Source organism: Aliiroseovarius crassostreae, assembly GCF_001307765.1.
In the GTDB taxonomy this organism is placed as follows: Bacteria; Pseudomonadota; Alphaproteobacteria; order Rhodobacterales; family Rhodobacteraceae; genus Aliiroseovarius; species Aliiroseovarius crassostreae.
Window position 1 is genome coordinate 770231 of record NZ_LKBA01000006.1, and the last position, 14500, is coordinate 784730.

16 protein-coding genes and 1 pseudogene are annotated in these 14500 nt (G+C 59.0%); 8 read left to right on the forward strand and 9 right to left on the reverse strand.

What is annotated here, in order from left to right; all coding sequences use genetic code 11:
• Window positions 1-93: 93 nt before the first annotated feature.
• Both AKJ29_RS10125 and AKJ29_RS10130 read left to right on the forward strand, forming a co-directional pair.
• The gene (locus AKJ29_RS10125; RefSeq protein ID WP_055190400.1) at window positions 94-1812 is read left to right on the forward strand and encodes a tetratricopeptide repeat protein; all 1719 of its coding nucleotides are present in this window, start codon (window positions 94-96) and stop codon (window positions 1810-1812) included.
• A 24-nt stretch (window positions 1813-1836) separates the two neighbouring features.
• Entirely contained in the window at window positions 1837-2658 is an 822-nt protein-coding gene (locus tag AKJ29_RS10130) for a 4-(cytidine 5'-diphospho)-2-C-methyl-D-erythritol kinase (protein WP_055190571.1), read from the forward strand.
• 231 nt (window positions 2659-2889) lie between these two features.
• Here the strand turns inward: AKJ29_RS10130 and AKJ29_RS10135 are convergent, their stop codons facing one another.
• Complete coding sequence (locus tag AKJ29_RS10135; protein WP_055190573.1) at window positions 2890-3882, reverse strand: polyprenyl synthetase family protein; 993 nt, start codon at window positions 3880-3882, stop codon at window positions 2890-2892.
• A gap of 73 nt (window positions 3883-3955) precedes the next feature.
• Between AKJ29_RS10135 and AKJ29_RS10140 the strand changes: the two genes are divergently transcribed.
• The 3 genes from AKJ29_RS10140 (at window position 3956) to AKJ29_RS18750 (ending at window position 5225) form a co-directional block, all read left to right on the forward strand.
• Window positions 3956-4171 carry a putative signal transducing protein gene (locus tag AKJ29_RS10140; protein ID WP_055190575.1) on the forward strand — a complete coding sequence of 72 codons (216 nt, stop codon included), beginning with the start codon at window positions 3956-3958 and terminating at the stop codon, window positions 4169-4171.
• A gap of 4 nt (window positions 4172-4175) precedes the next feature.
• The gene (locus AKJ29_RS10145) at window positions 4176-4937 is read left to right on the forward strand and encodes a tRNA1(Val) (adenine(37)-N6)-methyltransferase (RefSeq protein ID WP_055190402.1); all 762 of its coding nucleotides are present in this window, start codon (window positions 4176-4178) and stop codon (window positions 4935-4937) included.
• Window positions 4938-5057: 120 nt separating this feature from the next.
• A complete protein-coding gene (locus AKJ29_RS18750) occupies window positions 5058-5225 on the forward strand; it encodes a YdcH family protein (RefSeq protein WP_074963795.1) in 168 nt (55 codons plus the stop codon).
• Between the two features lie 87 nt (window positions 5226-5312).
• Here AKJ29_RS18750 and yddG read toward each other — a convergent pair whose 3' ends face one another.
• Entirely contained in the window at window positions 5313-6173 is an 861-nt protein-coding gene (yddG, locus tag AKJ29_RS10150) for an aromatic amino acid exporter YddG (protein ID WP_055190404.1), read from the reverse strand.
• The gene (gcvA, locus tag AKJ29_RS10155; protein ID WP_055190406.1) at window positions 6170-7111 is read right to left on the reverse strand and encodes a transcriptional regulator GcvA; all 942 of its coding nucleotides are present in this window, start codon (window positions 7109-7111) and stop codon (window positions 6170-6172) included. The genes yddG and gcvA overlap by 4 nt, the downstream gene beginning before the upstream one ends.
• Window positions 7112-7213: 102 nt before the next feature.
• Here gcvA and AKJ29_RS19670 point away from each other — a divergent pair, with 102 nt between their 5' ends.
• Complete coding sequence (locus tag AKJ29_RS19670; RefSeq protein ID WP_161805399.1) at window positions 7214-7378, forward strand: hypothetical protein; 165 nt, start codon at window positions 7214-7216, stop codon at window positions 7376-7378.
• Here AKJ29_RS19670 and phbB read toward each other — a convergent pair whose 3' ends face one another.
• The 3 genes from phbB to AKJ29_RS10175 all read right to left on the reverse strand — a co-directional run bounded on the left by phbB (window position 7379) and on the right by AKJ29_RS10175 (window position 10697).
• On the reverse strand, window positions 7379-8101 hold the full coding sequence (phbB, locus tag AKJ29_RS10160; RefSeq protein ID WP_055190577.1) for an acetoacetyl-CoA reductase: 723 nt from the start codon (window positions 8099-8101) through the stop codon (window positions 7379-7381).
• 326 nt (window positions 8102-8427) lie between these two features.
• On the reverse strand, window positions 8428-9606 hold the full coding sequence (locus AKJ29_RS10165; RefSeq protein WP_055190408.1) for an acetyl-CoA C-acetyltransferase: 1179 nt from the start codon (window positions 9604-9606) through the stop codon (window positions 8428-8430).
• A 278-nt stretch (window positions 9607-9884) separates the two neighbouring features.
• The gene (locus tag AKJ29_RS10175) at window positions 9885-10697 is read right to left on the reverse strand and encodes an EAL domain-containing protein (protein WP_055190412.1); all 813 of its coding nucleotides are present in this window, start codon (window positions 10695-10697) and stop codon (window positions 9885-9887) included.
• 163 nt (window positions 10698-10860) lie between these two features.
• Here AKJ29_RS10175 and AKJ29_RS10180 point away from each other — a divergent pair, with 163 nt between their 5' ends.
• The gene (locus tag AKJ29_RS10180) at window positions 10861-11427 is read left to right on the forward strand and encodes a DNA-3-methyladenine glycosylase I (RefSeq protein ID WP_055190414.1); all 567 of its coding nucleotides are present in this window, start codon (window positions 10861-10863) and stop codon (window positions 11425-11427) included.
• Here AKJ29_RS10180 and AKJ29_RS10185 read toward each other — a convergent pair.
• The 3 genes and pseudogenes from AKJ29_RS10185 to AKJ29_RS10195 form a co-directional block, all read right to left on the reverse strand.
• Window positions 11424-12608 (reverse strand): lytic murein transglycosylase, encoded by a 1185-nt coding sequence (locus tag AKJ29_RS10185; RefSeq protein ID WP_055190416.1) that lies wholly within the window; start codon window positions 12606-12608, stop codon window positions 11424-11426. The two genes, AKJ29_RS10180 and AKJ29_RS10185, sit on opposite strands and share 4 nt — an antisense overlap.
• A 153-nt stretch (window positions 12609-12761) precedes the next feature.
• Window positions 12762-13697 (reverse strand): sterol desaturase family protein, encoded by a 936-nt coding sequence (locus tag AKJ29_RS10190; RefSeq protein ID WP_055190418.1) that lies wholly within the window; start codon window positions 13695-13697, stop codon window positions 12762-12764.
• Between the two features lie 138 nt (window positions 13698-13835).
• Window positions 13836-14177: pseudogene (locus AKJ29_RS10195) on the reverse strand (transposase); the annotation flags it as partial.
• A gap of 130 nt (window positions 14178-14307) precedes the next feature.
• On the opposite strand from AKJ29_RS10195, the gene AKJ29_RS10200 reads away from it, so the two are divergent.
• The coding region (locus tag AKJ29_RS10200; protein ID WP_152972441.1) for a transposase at window positions 14308-14500 on the forward strand (193 nt) is incomplete at its 3' end.

Here is a 14500-nt window from a genome sequence, read left to right on the forward strand (position 1 = left end):
GGGGCTGCAGGTGCGGCCCCTCATTGTTTTTGTGCATCCGCAACGATAGGGTCGGGGCGAAACGCTCATGTAAAGAAAGCAGAACCCTTGCGTATGTTGCGCCATGCCCCCAAATCCCTGACCCTGTCTGCCCTCCTGACCCTGTCAACCATGCTGGCCCCACCCGCCCTTGCCGAAGGTGAAACCGGGCTGGGGGCCTATCTTGCCGCCCGCACCGCAGATTATCAGGGCGATTTTTCCGCAACCCTGGAATATGGCGCACGGGCCATCGCGGATGATCCTGACAATGCACGTATTCTGGAAGGGCTGACCATCGCCCAGCTGGTGCTGAACCCACTGCCCGAGACCACCCCCTATGCCCGCCGGCTGGCAGCACTGGACGAACAGAACGCCATCGCCCGGCTGGTGCTTTTGGGGGATGCTTTTGGTCATGAAAAATGGGACACGGCACTGACGTTGCTTGAAGAGGGCGTCTCGGTTGGGCCACTGATGACCGAAATGCTGCGCGCCTGGGCAGAGCTGGGGCGCGGACAGATGTCGCAGGCGCTGGCCGTGCTGGACCGGCTGGCCGAGGACGAAGGCACACGCGGCTTTGCGATCCAGCAAAAAGCCCTGGCCACCGCCTTTGTCGGTGATTTCGAAACTGCTGCCCAATTGATGCAGCAACAGGTGGCCGAGTTTCGCCTGAACCGACGCGGCGTGATCGCCTATGTGCAGATCCTCAGCCAGCTGGACCGATATGACGAGGCGCTGGAGGTGCTTGCACAGGCCTCGAACGGGGTGCTGGACGACGAGTTGATCGCGATTATCGACACGCTCAAATCCAAAACCCCCCTGCCCTTCACCGCTGTTCGCACGGTTCAGGAAGGGGCGGCTGAGCTGTTTTACCTGATCGCCAACAATATCCCGCCCAATTCCGGACTGACCTCGGCTCTGATCTATGCCCGCATTGCCGAATATCTTAGCCCCGGCCTCTATGACGCCACCTTGCTGACGGCGCAATTGCACGAGGATATGGGCCAGCATGATCTGGCCGTGGCCGCCTATGCCCGCATCCCGCAAGACAGCCCGCAATTCCTGCAAGCCGCCCTTGGGCGCGCCATGGCCCTGAGCCAGTCGGACCGGGCAGAAGAAGCGATTGGCGAGCTGCGCGCACTTTCAGGCCAGTTCCCGACACGGGCCCGCATCCCGACCCTGCTGGGGGAATTTCTGTCCCGCGAGGATCGCTATGAAGAAGCCCGAGCGGCCTTTGATCAGGCCATTTCCCTGTTTGAGCAGGATCTGGACACCCAGTGGCGGGTCTATTTCCAACGCGCCATTGTTGAAACAAAACTGGATGACTGGCCCGCGGCGGAAGCAGATTTTCGCAAAGCCCTTGCCCTCAACCCGAACCAGCCCAATGTGCTGAACTATCTTGGCTACAGTCTGGTGGAACGGCGCGAGCATCTGGAGGAGGCACTCGAGATGATCGAACGTGCCGTGGCCGAGCGGCCCGACAGTGGCTATATCACCGACAGTCTTGGCTGGGTCTATTACCGCCTTGGCCGATATGACGAGGCGGTTGAGCAGATGGAACGCGCGGTTGAGCTGCTGCCCGTTGACCCGATCCTCAATGATCACCTAGGTGACACCTACTGGGCGGTTGGGCGCAAACGCGAGGCAGAGTTTCAATGGAAACGCGCGCTCAGCTTTGTCACGGAAGACACGGATCTGGAAGAGCTGAACCCGGAACGCATTCGCCGAAAACTCGAACTGGGGCTGGATCAGGTGCTGGCAGAGGAAGGCGCCGCACCGCTGCACGGATCGAAATAAGCAATGGATTTCAACACGCTGCAGATCTCTAAAACCTTTGCACCCGCCAAGGTCAACCTGACCCTGCACATCACGGGCCAACGTGGCGACGGCTATCACCTGCTGGACAGCCTGGTCGTTTTTGCCGATGTGGGCGATCGGATTTCGATCCGACCGGCGGCGGCCAATCAACTCAATGTGGTGGGGCCACAGGCTGACGGCGTGCCCTCGGATGGATCGAACCTCGTCTGCAAGGCGGCAGATCTCTATGGTATTCCGGTGGAAATCACCCTGTCCAAACACCTGCCTGCAATGGCGGGGATTGGCGGGGGCAGTTCGGATGCAGCAGCAACCGTTCTGGCCCTGGCGGAGCTTACAGGTGACACGCGCCTGCCTGACGTGTCGACACTTGGGGCGGATGTGCGGGTCTGCCTGATACGTCAGGCGGCACGGATGCAGGGGATCGGAGAGCGGGTGACGCCGGTCGAGGGGCTCCCCCCCCTCTTTGCGGTACTGGCCAATCCCGGTGCAGCCGTGTCCACCCCGACCGTATTCAAGGCGCTGACACAAAAGGCCAACGCCCCCATGCCCAAGACATTGCCACGCTGGAAAACCACTGCCGCCCTGATTGACTGGCTGGCCCGGCAGCGCAATGACCTTGAGACCCCGGCCATCGCCGCAACACCGGTGATCGCAGACACGCTCACGGCGCTCGCCGCTTTGCCCAACGCGCGCCTTGCCCGCATGTCCGGCTCCGGTGCGACCTGTTTCGCCCTGTTTGAAACCAGAGCCGCCGCCGAGGCCGCCGGGGCTCAACTGCGCCACGACCATCCTGATTGGTGGATCGCAGCCTCCGCTTTGAGGTAAAGCATGGCTGGGGGCGCTGCCCCCAGACCCCCGAGGTATTTAAGGCAAGAAAAAAGAGAGGGGGGCGCCCTCTCTTTTCAAAGCTTATCGCTTTTTCCTTGTACGGTCATCGGCGTCCCCGCCTGTACCGCAGCTCCAAACTGCCAGATCCTGGTTAACAAAATCTTTCGGCCTTTTTTCTTGTTCCAAATATCCCCGCCGGAGGCATTGGGGCGCAAGCCCCAAATCTGATCAGGCAACTCGCGCCACCACGTAGTCAGCGATATCAATCAGCATATCACGGATCGGATCCTCGGGGAGAGAGGCCATGGCGGATTTTGCTTTTTCCGCCCAGGCCAGCGCATCCTGCCGGGTTTCCTCCAAGGCATCATGCTTATTCAGAAGCATCAGCGCCTGTTCAAGGTCACCCTCTTCCTGCCGGCCTTTCTCAATGGTGCGGACCCAGAAAGCGCGCTCCTCGGGTCCCGCCTTGGCCACCGCTTTGATCAATGGCAAGGTGAGTTTGCGTTCGCGGAAATCGTCACCAATATTCTTGCCCGTGGCCTCCCCCCCCCAGTAGTCCAGCAGATCATCGACGATCTGGAAGGAAATACCCAAGGCGTCACCATACTCAAACAGCGCCTGCACATGGGCGTGATCCGCGTCGGCGATCACCCCCCCTACCTCGGTTGCGGCGGAAAACAGTGCTGCGGTTTTGCCGCGCACCACCTGCAAATAAATACCTTCATCCGTCTTCAGATCCTGCGCGGCGGTCAGTTGTAGCACTTCACCTTCGGCAATGGTGGCCGAAGCGTTGGACAGGATGCGCAGCACGTCAATGGACCCGGTTTCGGTCATGAGCTGAAACGAGCGTGAAAACAGGTAATCCCCGACCAGGACCGAGGACTTATTATCCCAAAGCAGGTTTGCCGTCGGGCGCCCACGCCGCTGGGCGCTTTCATCCACCACATCATCATGCAGCAGGGTCGCGGTGTGAATAAACTCAACCGTTGCCGCAAGATGCACGTGATAAGGCCCATCATAGCCACACAGGCGCGCCGCCGCCAAGGTCAGCATCGGGCGCAATCTTTTGCCGCCAGCATCCACCAGATGCGCTGTCACTTCGGGAATGCGCGGTGCATGCTCGGACGCCATCCGATCGCGAATCAGCGTGTTCACAGCATCCATGTCTGCCGCCAGATGCGCCCCAAGGCGTTCATGCGGTTTATAGCTTGCGTCCTTCATTTTGCTCACGATCCCGTCACATTGCCGCAAAACCCCGTTGGCGTTTCACGCGCTTGCCCTTAAGTCTTTGTCTATGAAAGAGCTTATCCGCACCACTGACCCGACACTGATCCCCTACGTCACAGCCCTTCTTGAGGCCGAGGATATACCCTTATTTGTCATGGACGTCCATATGAGTGCACTGGAGGGATCAATAGGAATTTTACCTCGTCGCGCTATGGTCCGCGATCAGGATCTGTTCCCGGCGCGGGCAATCCTGCGCGACCATGACATTGCGACGGGAGGATAGCGGGATGAGCACAGCACCAACGGGTTTCAGTGAGGACAAGTTTCTGGGGGGGAAGCTCGTTCTGACCCAACCCGTCAACGGATATCGCGCCGGGGTGGATCCGGTCTTTCTGGCGGCCTCCGTGCAGGCCCATCCGGGGGAATGCGTGCTGGATATGGGGTGCGGGGCCGGGGCCGCTGCCCTTTGCCTTGGTACACGGGTGACAGGGGTGCGTCTTGTGGGCATTGAACGCCAGGCAGCCTATGCCGAGCTGGCCCGCCACAACGGGGCACAAAACCACATCCCTTTCGAGGTTCACGAAGCGGATATTGCAACCCCACCTGCCGCGCTCAAGGAAGAAAGTTTTGATCATGTGATCATGAACCCCCCCTACTATCTGCGAGAGCGTGGCACGCCCTCACCCGATACGCTGCGTGAAGGGGCGTTGGGCGAAGACCTGCCGCTCTCCGTCTGGATTGATCAGGCCACCCGGCGGCTGAAACCACGCGGTTACCTGACCATGATCCAAAAGGCCGAACGCCTGCCAGAGATCATGGCCGCTCTGGATGACAGGCTTGGCTCGATCATGGTCAAACCGCTCAGCCCCAGAATCGGCCGGGTCACCTCACTTGTCATTGTGCAGGCCCGAAAAGGCGGACGCGGTGCCTTCCGCCTCGCAGCACCCCTCGTTTTACACGAAGGACCACAACATGTTGGGGATGCCGAGCATTACACCCCCGAGGTTTCGTCGATCCTGCGTGACGGCCATGCCTTCCCTCTTTGGTGACCAATTCGCAATACTTCGCGGAGGCGCGAAAATATGCCAACAATTGCAACCAATTCGTGACATCCCCGAAATTTTATGATGCACTCGAAGGGCAAAATCGTTTTTCAAAGGAGGATCGCCATGAGCGTCAGTTCGCATGTGGAAGAGTTGCGCCGCAAACATCAGGCCCTGGAGGGCGAGGTCGAAGCCGCACAGCGCGCACCCGGAACCACGGACCAGGAGATCACCGAACTGAAAAAGCAGAAACTGAAGATCAAGGAAGAGATTGCCCGTCTGGAAAATGCCTGAACTGGCATCCCAAACAGATCTGATCTGACGTAAACTCCGCGCGCGCCTTCCCGCAATCGCCTGACGATCACCATCCTGTCAGTGCCGCTATCTGGTGCTGGCGCGCGCCGCCATCACGGCCCCTGCCGTGATGAGGAAACCTGCAAGCAAAAGTGCGGCACTTGGCGCGGCAATCCCTGCCAGAATCAACACCAGAGTGGATAAAAGCGGCGCCACATAGGATGCCACGCCCAACAGCTGAATATCCCCCTGCTTGACCCCCACATCCCAGACATAAAACGCAAGCCCCACCGGACCGAGGCCAAGCCCGAGAACGGACAACCAGCCAATGGCCCCGACCGGCCAGACCGTTTCTTCGACCAGGATATGCGCAATCCCTGCCAACAGGGATGTCATCAGGCAGAACACCACAACCGAGGCGGTCGGGGTGCTGCCCAACCGGCGGCTCAGCACCGAATACCCTGACCAGGTCAGCGCACAGAGAAACGCCAGCCCATATCCCGGAAGGTGTTCTGCGGAAAACCCGGCCGCGCCCCCCAACACGATCAACGCCGCCCCCACAAAGGACACCAGGGCACCAAGGATATGCATGGGGCGCAGCTGCTCTCCCGGCAGCAGACCGGAAAACAGGACAATCATCAGCGGCCAGAGATAGGCAATCAACCCCGCCTCGGCAGCCGGCGCCATCCGCAGGGCGGAGAAATAAAGCGCATGATAGCCAAACAGCCCCAGAGTCCCGAAACCGTAAACCTTCCAACTGACACCACGCAGCACAGAGAACCCGCCCGTAGCCCCAATCCAGACCGCCCCCAATGCCCCACCAATGGCGAAACAGAGGGCTGCAAGCTGGAAGGGCGGGACCGGCGCAGACCCCACCGTAAACAGCGCCAGCAAGGCCCACAGCAGCACCGCGATGAACCCCACAGAAGTGGCGCGAGGCCGGGTCACGCCAGCGCCTCGACCGGCAAAATTGTCATGTCATCCGACACATGGGCCGTTTTTTCGATTTCCTCCAGCATCCAGTCCAGCAGCGCCTTGATTTCCGGGCGGGTCTCTCGTCCGAGCGCGCAGAGAAACCGGAAATGCGCGCGGGTCGAAATTGCCACGCCATAGGGCGCAACCAGTCGCCCCTCCATCAGGTCTTTCGACACGAAAAACCGCCGGCCCAGCGCAACACCCGCCCCGGCCATCGCAGCATCCAGCGCGTGATCGGCCTGGTTGAAACTGAGTGCTGGCCCCGGCTGGGCATCGATCCCCGCCGCCCGAAACCACGCCGCCCAGTCGCACCGCGGCTGCAAAAAATCAATCGAATGATCGGAGATCAGAGGGGCCTGCAACAACGCCTCCGGCGTGGGGTAACGTTGCGCCATTTCCGGGGTCATGACCGGCGTGATCCACTCTTCTGACAGGGGATGCGAAAACAACCCGCCATCGGGGCCATAACCAAACCGAATGGCCACATCGACCTCATCCCGCGACAGGTCCACCATCTGCAGACTGGCCGCAAAACGCAATTCGACCTCGGGATGGGACTGGGCAAACGCATACATGCGCGGCGCCAGCCATTTCGAGGTAAACGCCGGCCCGGCCGTCACAGTCAGCACGTTGGTTTCCAGACTGCGACGCGCAGCCCGCCAGGCGGCGGTCAGCGTTTCGAACCCTTCCTGCGCACCAGGCGCCAGCGCCTTGCCTGCCTCGGTCAGCTCAACCGCGCGGTTCAGCCTGTAAAACAAAGCCCCCCCGAGATGCTCTTCCAGCGACTTGATCTGGAACGAAAGCGCGGCGGGCGTCACGTGCAGCTCGCTCGCCGCCTTTTGAAACGACATGTGGCGGGCGGCGGCATCAAAGGCGCGCAGGGCGGTCAGCGGGGGAAGACGATCAGACATATCAGTTCAATATCACTTAACCGAAACCCTGAAAAGTCTCGTTTGTTATTTAGTTTCATGTCATCCATCTTATGTGAAGCAAATAAAACTTGAGGGTATCCAATGCTGGAAACTGCCAATATCACCGAGATGCAGCGCCACTATCGCAAAGCCCATATCCTGCGGGCACAAGCCTTTCACGCCCTGTTCACCCTGCGCCCACTCCGCGACGCCATAAAAAAACGGGCCGCGAAACCGCGACCCGCTCTGCAATCCTGCCCGTGCTGATCAGACGAAGAACTGAGCCCCGTTGGCCGAGATGGTTGAGCCGTTGATGAACTCGGATTTCTCATCTGCCAGGAAGGCGACGCAGCGGGCGATTTCTTCGGGTTCCCCCAGTCGACCGGCAGGGATCTGACCAATAATGGCTTCCCGCACCTTCTCTGGCACGGCCATCACCATTTCGGTGCCGATATAACCGGGACAGATCGCATTTGCGGTGATGCCAAAACGCGCGCCTTCCTGCGCCAGGGATTTCACGATCCCCAGATCCCCGGCCTTGGTCGCAGCATAGTTCACCTGCCCAAACTGCCCTTTCTGACCATTGATCGAGCTGATCACGATCACGCGGCCATATTTCCGCTCGCGCATACCCGGCCAGATCGGGTGCACGGTGTTGAACACGCCGGTCAGGTTGGTGTCGATCACTTCCTGCCATTGCTCGGGGGACATCTTGTGGAACGGTGCATCGCGGGTGATCCCGGCATTGGCAACCACCACGTCGATCGGGCCAAGATCGGCCTCGACCTGGGCCAGACCTGCCTTGCTGTCCTCATAGCTGCCGACATTCCACTTGTAGGTCTTGATGCCGGTTTCTGCGGTAAAGGCCGCGGCCTTTTCGTCGTTGCCCGCGTAGGTGGCGGCAACCTCGTAACCTTCGGCTTTCAGAGTTGTTGAAATCGCAGCTCCGATGCCGCGCGAACCGCCGGTTACAAGTGCTACTTTTGCCATGTTCATATCTCCCAAATAGACATCACTTATTGGTAATGTTATTACCCCCAGGAAGCTGGAAGAGCAACAATATTGCGACGATATTTCTGCATTGCGGCTATTTAACTGCAATTGCAGCAAGATTTCCCGCAAATCGCTCAGTTTTCAGGCAGTTTGGAACGCTGCCAGCGCAAAATGACACTCCTGCTGGCGAATCAATCACAAGCTGCACGAGACTTGTAAACACGAGATGACAAAAGCAGCCCGGACGTTATTTCAGGCACAAGATATCAGGCACAAAAAAAGGGCGCCCATCGGCGCCCCTTTCCAAAATATCTTGTCGCCGGTTACGGGCGCTCAAGGCACATGGCCACGCCCATACCGCCACCGATGCACAGGGTCGCCAGACCCTTTTTGGCGTCGCGGCGCTTCATTTCAAACAGCAGCGTGTTCAGGATACGGCAACCAGACGCGCCGATCGGGTGACCAATGGCAATGGCGCCGCCGTTCACGTTCACGATCGACGGATCCCAGCCCATGTCCTTGTTCACGGCGCAGGCCTGCGCGGCAAAAGCTTCGTTGGCTTCCACCAAGTCCAGATCGCCCACGGCCCAGCCGGCCTTGTCCAGCGCCTTGCGCGAGGCGAAAATCGGGCCGACACCCATGATCGACGGGTCGAGCCCGGCGGTGGCGTAAGAAGCGATGCGGGCCAGCGGCTCCAACCCGCGCTTCTCGGCCTCGTCAGCCGACATCAGCAACACGGCGGCCGCACCATCGTTGATGCCCGATGCATTGGCCGCCGTCACGGAACCGCCGTCCCGCACGAAAGCAGGGCGCAGTTTCTGCATCGCTTCGATCGTGGCGCCGTGACGGATATACTCGTCGCTATCGACCACGATGTCCCCTTTGCGGGTTTTCACGGTGAAGGGGGTGATTTCATCCGCAAACCGGCCCGCTTTCTGAGCGGCTTCGGCCTTATTCTGCGAAGCCACGGCAAATTCATCCTGCATATCACGCGAAATCTGCCATTGATTTGCAACATTCTCGGCGGTTTGGCCCATGTGATAGCCATTGAACGCGTCCCAGAGGCCATCCTTGATCATCGAATCGATGAATTTCATGTCCCCCATTTTGTGCCCGGCACGCAGATGCGCCACATGGGTCGACAAAGACATGTTTTCCTGACCGCCTGCGGCGACAATTCCGGCATCCCCCAACTGAATATGTTGCGCGGCGAGTGCGACCGAACGCAGCCCCGAACCACAGACCTGGTTGATGCTCCACGCAGCCGATTCCTGCGGAAGGCCCGCGTTGATATGGGCCTGACGAGCGGGGTTCTGCCCCTGACCGGCCGCAAGCACCTGACCCAGAATAGTTTCATCCACCTCGGATTTTTCAATACCGGCCCGTTCCACCACGGCTTCCAGCACGGTTGCGCCCAGATCATGGGCGGGCGTATTGGCAAACGCACCCGAGAAACTGCCAACCGCGGTGCGCGCGGCCGATACGATTACGACATTGGTCATGGTCTTCCTCCACCTGATGCAAGTCGACCTGGCTGTTGCCGCCTTCGATCACCTGCGTTCCAAATTCCTACATGCGGGTCAGAGGCAACCGCCCTCCCCAAGACAGGCCAACCCAGATCCGCGTGATTGCGGTGCCGGCATCCTGTGCTGCATTGCAGAAAAAATCAAGCGTGAGAAATAATATGTTTAAGAAAACACGATGAGCGCAACTTTCAGCATAGCGCAGAAGCACGCTCTGACATCTGACCACCACCCGTTTTGCAGGGGGCATCTGGATGTCAGGCCGTTTTTCCCAGTATCTGATTGACCCGCCAATAGGGGGTCAGGGTCGGCACTCCAAAATAATACCCCTGCATGCAATCCATCCCGATCGAGCTGAGATATTCTGCGTCTTCGAAGGTTTCGACATTTTCGGCCACAACAAACATTTCGAATTTATGGGCCAGGTCCAGCAGCGCCTCCGTCAGCAATTGCGCATCCGGGTCCTTATGCACGCCATTGATCAGTTCCCCGTCAATCTTGAGCAGGTCGAAATAGAAATCCTTAAGGTATTTGAACGAGGTATATCCGGCCCCGAAATCATCCAGGGCAAAGCTGATCCCCTTACCCTGCATCTCGGTCATGAAATCCAGCAGGTCATCAGATTTGCACAGCGCGGTGCGTTCGGTGATTTCGATAATCAAACGTTCGGCCAGCGTGGGGTCTTTGGACAGCCCCGCCAGCAAAGCTGCGTTCCAGGGGGCATACCCTATCGTATTTGCAGACATGTTGATTGACAGCCGCAGACTGGGTTCCTCAGCCAAAGCCATCAGACCCTGTTCAATAGCCAGCGCGTCCAACTGACGCCCCATATCGGTCTCTTCCACCACGTCAATGAAATCCTTGGCAGGGATCACACGCCCCTGCTGGTCGGTAACGCGCAGCAGCCCTTCATAAAAGGCCATACAATCCGGCTGGGCCGTCAGCACCACCGGCTGGAAGGCAAGCTTCACCTGTTTGTGCGCCAGCGCAATGCGCACCATATCCAGCGTCTCGCTTTGCCGTTTTTGCACCGCAAAATCAAACGGGCTGCTTTTAACCTTCTTGCTCATATCGTCCCCAACACGATTTGTGTGGCACCAGCCCCCTTCAGCAACGCTGCTCGCCACATCCCAACACTGTCATTTTGTCGGCAAACTCGCTAACAACAGGTAAAACACAGCTTTTAAGGAAAATTGAAAACTTTCCGAACAAGCAATTGATATTGGGGGAAAAATGATCAGATGCGCCTGGTGCGGCGAGGATCCGCTTTATCAAACCTATCACGACCTGGAATGGGGGGTGCCCGAATGGGACGGACGCGCCCTGTGGGAGAAGCTGATTCTCGACGGGTTTCAGGCAGGTCTCAGCTGGATCACCATCCTCAGGAAACGCGACAATTTCCGCGCCGCCTTTGCCGGGTTTGACCCCGAACAGATTGCGGCCTGGGGCGAGGAAGACATCTCTCGCCTCTTGGCGGACCCCGGTATCATCCGCCATCGCGGCAAGATCGCAGCCACCATCACCAATGCGCAGGCCTATCTGGATCTGGGCGGCGCAGAGGCCTTTTCCAAAATGATGTGGGCCTATGTGGATGGGCACCCGCTTGTGGGGCATTATGCCACCCAGGCCGATGTGCCGACCTCCTCCGCCCTCAGCTCTCAGATTTCCAAGGATCTGAAAAAGGCCGGGTTCAAGTTCTGCGGTCCGACCATTGTCTATGCGTGGATGGAGGCGTGCGGACTGTTCATGAACCACACGAGGGACTGTCACCGTTACCCGGACCTTAACGGGCAGCCCTAACGCAGACGAGCAAGGAGCGCGCGGCTGGGAACCCCCGTCTGGCGCAACCCATGTGCCTTTTCATAGGCCCTGATCGCGGCGCGGCCCTTTTCCCCAATCACGCCATCGGCCCGACCTGCATTATAACCCGCTGTATTCAAAAGGTTTTGCAGCTCAACACGCTCTTTCAAACTCATCCCCCAGGGTCGGTCGGAAGAACGGGTCAGAAATGCCCCCTCCCCCGCAATTCGATCCGCCAGATGGCCAACGCTGATCGCATAGCTGTCGGCATAATTATACGTCTTGATGATGTGAAAATTCGGGTAAATCATGAAAACTGGCCCCTCTGGCCCAGAAGGCAGGATCACGGCGCCTTCGCGTTTTCCGGACAGTTTCCGGCCATTGGCCCGGGTGACCCCAAGCTGCGCCCACGCGGCCTGCTTACGTGGATAAATCCGCCCGGTCAGCGCCAGATCAAACCCTTGTGGAAGCCGAACCTCCTCTCCCCAGCGCGGCCCTTTGGACCAGCCTTTCGCAGCCAGGAACGCCGCGGTGGAGGCCAGCGCATCCGTGGGATCATCACCCCAGATATCCCGCCGCCCATCCCGATCAAAATCAACCGCATGTTCAAGGTAGGAGCTGGGCATGAATTGCGTATGCCCCATCGCCCCCGCGTAAGAGCCGACCAGCCGCTTCGGGGCCACATCCCCCGCCTGCAGGATCTTCAAAGCCGCCAGAAGTTCATCCTCAAAACGCTCTCTCCGACGCCCTTCATAGGCCAGAGAGGCAAGCGCCGACAGCGTAGGGACATTGCCGCGAAATCCGCCATAGCTGCTTTCCATCCCCCAGATCGCCAACAGCACATAGCGCGACACGCCATAGCGCCGCTCCAGCTGCTCCAGCAGTCCGGAATGTCGGCGCGCCATGGATTTTCCCGTCCGGATTCGAGCGGACGACGCCGCAGAGGAAATATAGAAATCCAGTGACTTGGCCGTCTCAGCAGGCTTGCGGTCTGCAGCCACCACCTTGGGAAGATAGGCAACAGTGTCGAGCTGTTTCAGGGTTGCGGATTTGATCCCGGCGCGACGCGCGGCCTTCCCGAAACCGGACAACCAGGCCCGGAACCCAGCCTCAGCCCCGGCAACATGCGGCAGCGCGGACATCGCCATCAAACCTGTCAGAACAACCCGCCGTGAAACCATGACACTCTCCCGATCCATGCCCATAGCATAAAGCAGCCTCCCCCTTCCTCAATCCCCGGGAAAAGAAAAGGCAAGCTTTCGCCCGCCCTGTTTCCTTGTTGCAAATATCCTGGGGTGAGCCTCGCAGAGGCGAGGGGCAAAGCCCCTGCCCCGTCAGCGCATCCTTGAGGGCTCAAACCCCGGTGTGCCTGCCTTTTCCGGGTGCCGCTTCACATCCAGACGCTTGAGCATCTCAGTGGATCCCCCTTTGCCATCATGGCGCCACCCCGGCGGTTTGATGGCATAGTTCCAGCGATCTTTCCACGTCACGCCCGGCTGCATCCAATCCCTGAAGATTGCCACCCATTCGTGAAAGGCCACCCGGATCGGGTTGAACGTACCAAGGTTGTGAACCAGCCCGTAATCCACCGGCTCGCTCTCCTGTTCCGGTACAAACGTGCCGAACATCCTGTCCCAGACAATAAACACGCCCGCGTAATTCGCATCCAGATAACGCGCATTGCGCCCGTGATGCACCCGGTGATGAATGGGGGTGTTCATGACCGCTTCAAACCAGCGCGGCATCTTGTCGATCACCTCGGTATGGATCCAGAACTGGTAGATCAGGTTGATGCCACCGACAAACAGGATCATCGCCGGGTGAAACCCCAACAGCACCAATGGCGCCCGCACCACCATCATCAGGGTGAAGGTTCCGGTCCAGGTCTGACGCAGCGCCGTTGTCAGATTGTAATGCTGGCTGGAATGGTGGTTCACATGGCTGGCCCAGACCCAGCGGATCCGATGTCCGAACCGATGCACCCAGTAATAGCGCAGATCGTCAAGCACAAAGCAGACCACCACCACCCACCAGGCCGTGCCCAGATCAAACGGCGTGATCCGCCACAACACCATGAAAAACCCGAATGCGAGAAACCCAAGGAGGATCCCCGACAGGACTGACCCCACCCCCATGAACAGGCTGGTCATCGCATCCTGCGCCTCATAGCGACCGCCGCGTTTTTTAAAAAAGATCCACGCAAGCTCCAACGCGATGGCCGCAACAAAAAACGGCACGGCGTAGTCAGTTACATTAGGCTCAGGCCTCATAACCAAAACATAACTGTTGCGGCGAGAGCGATGGCCGAGGGGAAGACTTTGGGGCATCTGTCATATCGGGTGGCGACCCGCGGCCAATCCTTCAGACGCGCGAACATGATCTCGATCACTGCCCGGCAGTGATCAGGCGCCCACGCCCCCCTTTTTGACGCCCAGACTGGACGCTGTACGATGGGCTTTCAGATAGGTCGCATCGATCATGATCGTCGTCAGGTCCGTCGCTTCCACAGCCAACCCTTCAAAGATCCTGGCAAAAACACCCATCTCGCTCCAACGTCTCCAGCGATTATAGAGCGTCTTCGGCGGGCCGTATTCCCTGGGCGCATCGCACCACCGTAAGCCATTGCGATTGATGAAGATTATCCCACTCAACACCCGCCGATCATCAACCCTCGGCTTGCCATGGCTCTTGGAAAAAAACGGTCGCAGCCGCGCCATCTGTTCGTCGGTCAGCCAAAAAAGATTGCTCATGATACCCCCTGAAAGTCTGGGGGGTGAAGCATGCGACCAATGCGATCTCAAGCCGATTAATGGGGCCTGAGCCTAGGGCGTAGACCTATAAACGCTGATGTGATTCAAGATGTGAAATCCGGGGGGGTTCATGTCGTCGCATTTCTGGCTCACCGAAGAACAGTACAATAAAATCAGGCCCTTGTTGCCCAGAAAGCCGCGCGGTGTTCCGCGTGTCGACGACCGGCGCGTGTTATCGGGCATCATTTTCTGCATTCAGCGAGGCTATCGCTGGTCCGATGTGCCGCCGGAATATGGCCCCGCCAAGACGCTCTACATCCGCC

Coding starts and splice junctions, on each gene's coding strand:
- AKJ29_RS10125 (WP_055190400.1), top strand. CDS start 94: ATGTTGCGCCATGCCCCCAAATCCCTGACCCTGTCTGCCCTCCTGACC.
- AKJ29_RS10135 (WP_055190573.1), bottom strand. CDS start 3,882: ATGAAGGACGCAAGCTATAAACCGCATGAACGCCTTGGGGCGCATCTG.
- AKJ29_RS10140 (WP_055190575.1), top strand. CDS start 3,956: ATGAAAGAGCTTATCCGCACCACTGACCCGACACTGATCCCCTACGTC.
- AKJ29_RS10145 (WP_055190402.1), top strand. CDS start 4,176: ATGAGCACAGCACCAACGGGTTTCAGTGAGGACAAGTTTCTGGGGGGG.
- AKJ29_RS18750 (WP_074963795.1), top strand. CDS start 5,058: ATGAGCGTCAGTTCGCATGTGGAAGAGTTGCGCCGCAAACATCAGGCC.
- gcvA (WP_055190406.1), bottom strand. CDS start 7,111: ATGTCTGATCGTCTTCCCCCGCTGACCGCCCTGCGCGCCTTTGATGCC.
- AKJ29_RS19670 (WP_161805399.1), top strand. CDS start 7,214: ATGCTGGAAACTGCCAATATCACCGAGATGCAGCGCCACTATCGCAAA.
- phbB (WP_055190577.1), bottom strand. CDS start 8,101: ATGGCAAAAGTAGCACTTGTAACCGGCGGTTCGCGCGGCATCGGAGCT.
- AKJ29_RS10165 (WP_055190408.1), bottom strand. CDS start 9,606: ATGACCAATGTCGTAATCGTATCGGCCGCGCGCACCGCGGTTGGCAGT.
- AKJ29_RS10175 (WP_055190412.1), bottom strand. CDS start 10,697: ATGAGCAAGAAGGTTAAAAGCAGCCCGTTTGATTTTGCGGTGCAAAAA.
- AKJ29_RS10180 (WP_055190414.1), top strand. CDS start 10,861: ATGATCAGATGCGCCTGGTGCGGCGAGGATCCGCTTTATCAAACCTAT.
- AKJ29_RS10185 (WP_055190416.1), bottom strand. CDS start 12,608: ATGGTTTCACGGCGGGTTGTTCTGACAGGTTTGATGGCGATGTCCGCG.
- AKJ29_RS10190 (WP_055190418.1), bottom strand. CDS start 13,697: ATGAGGCCTGAGCCTAATGTAACTGACTACGCCGTGCCGTTTTTTGTT.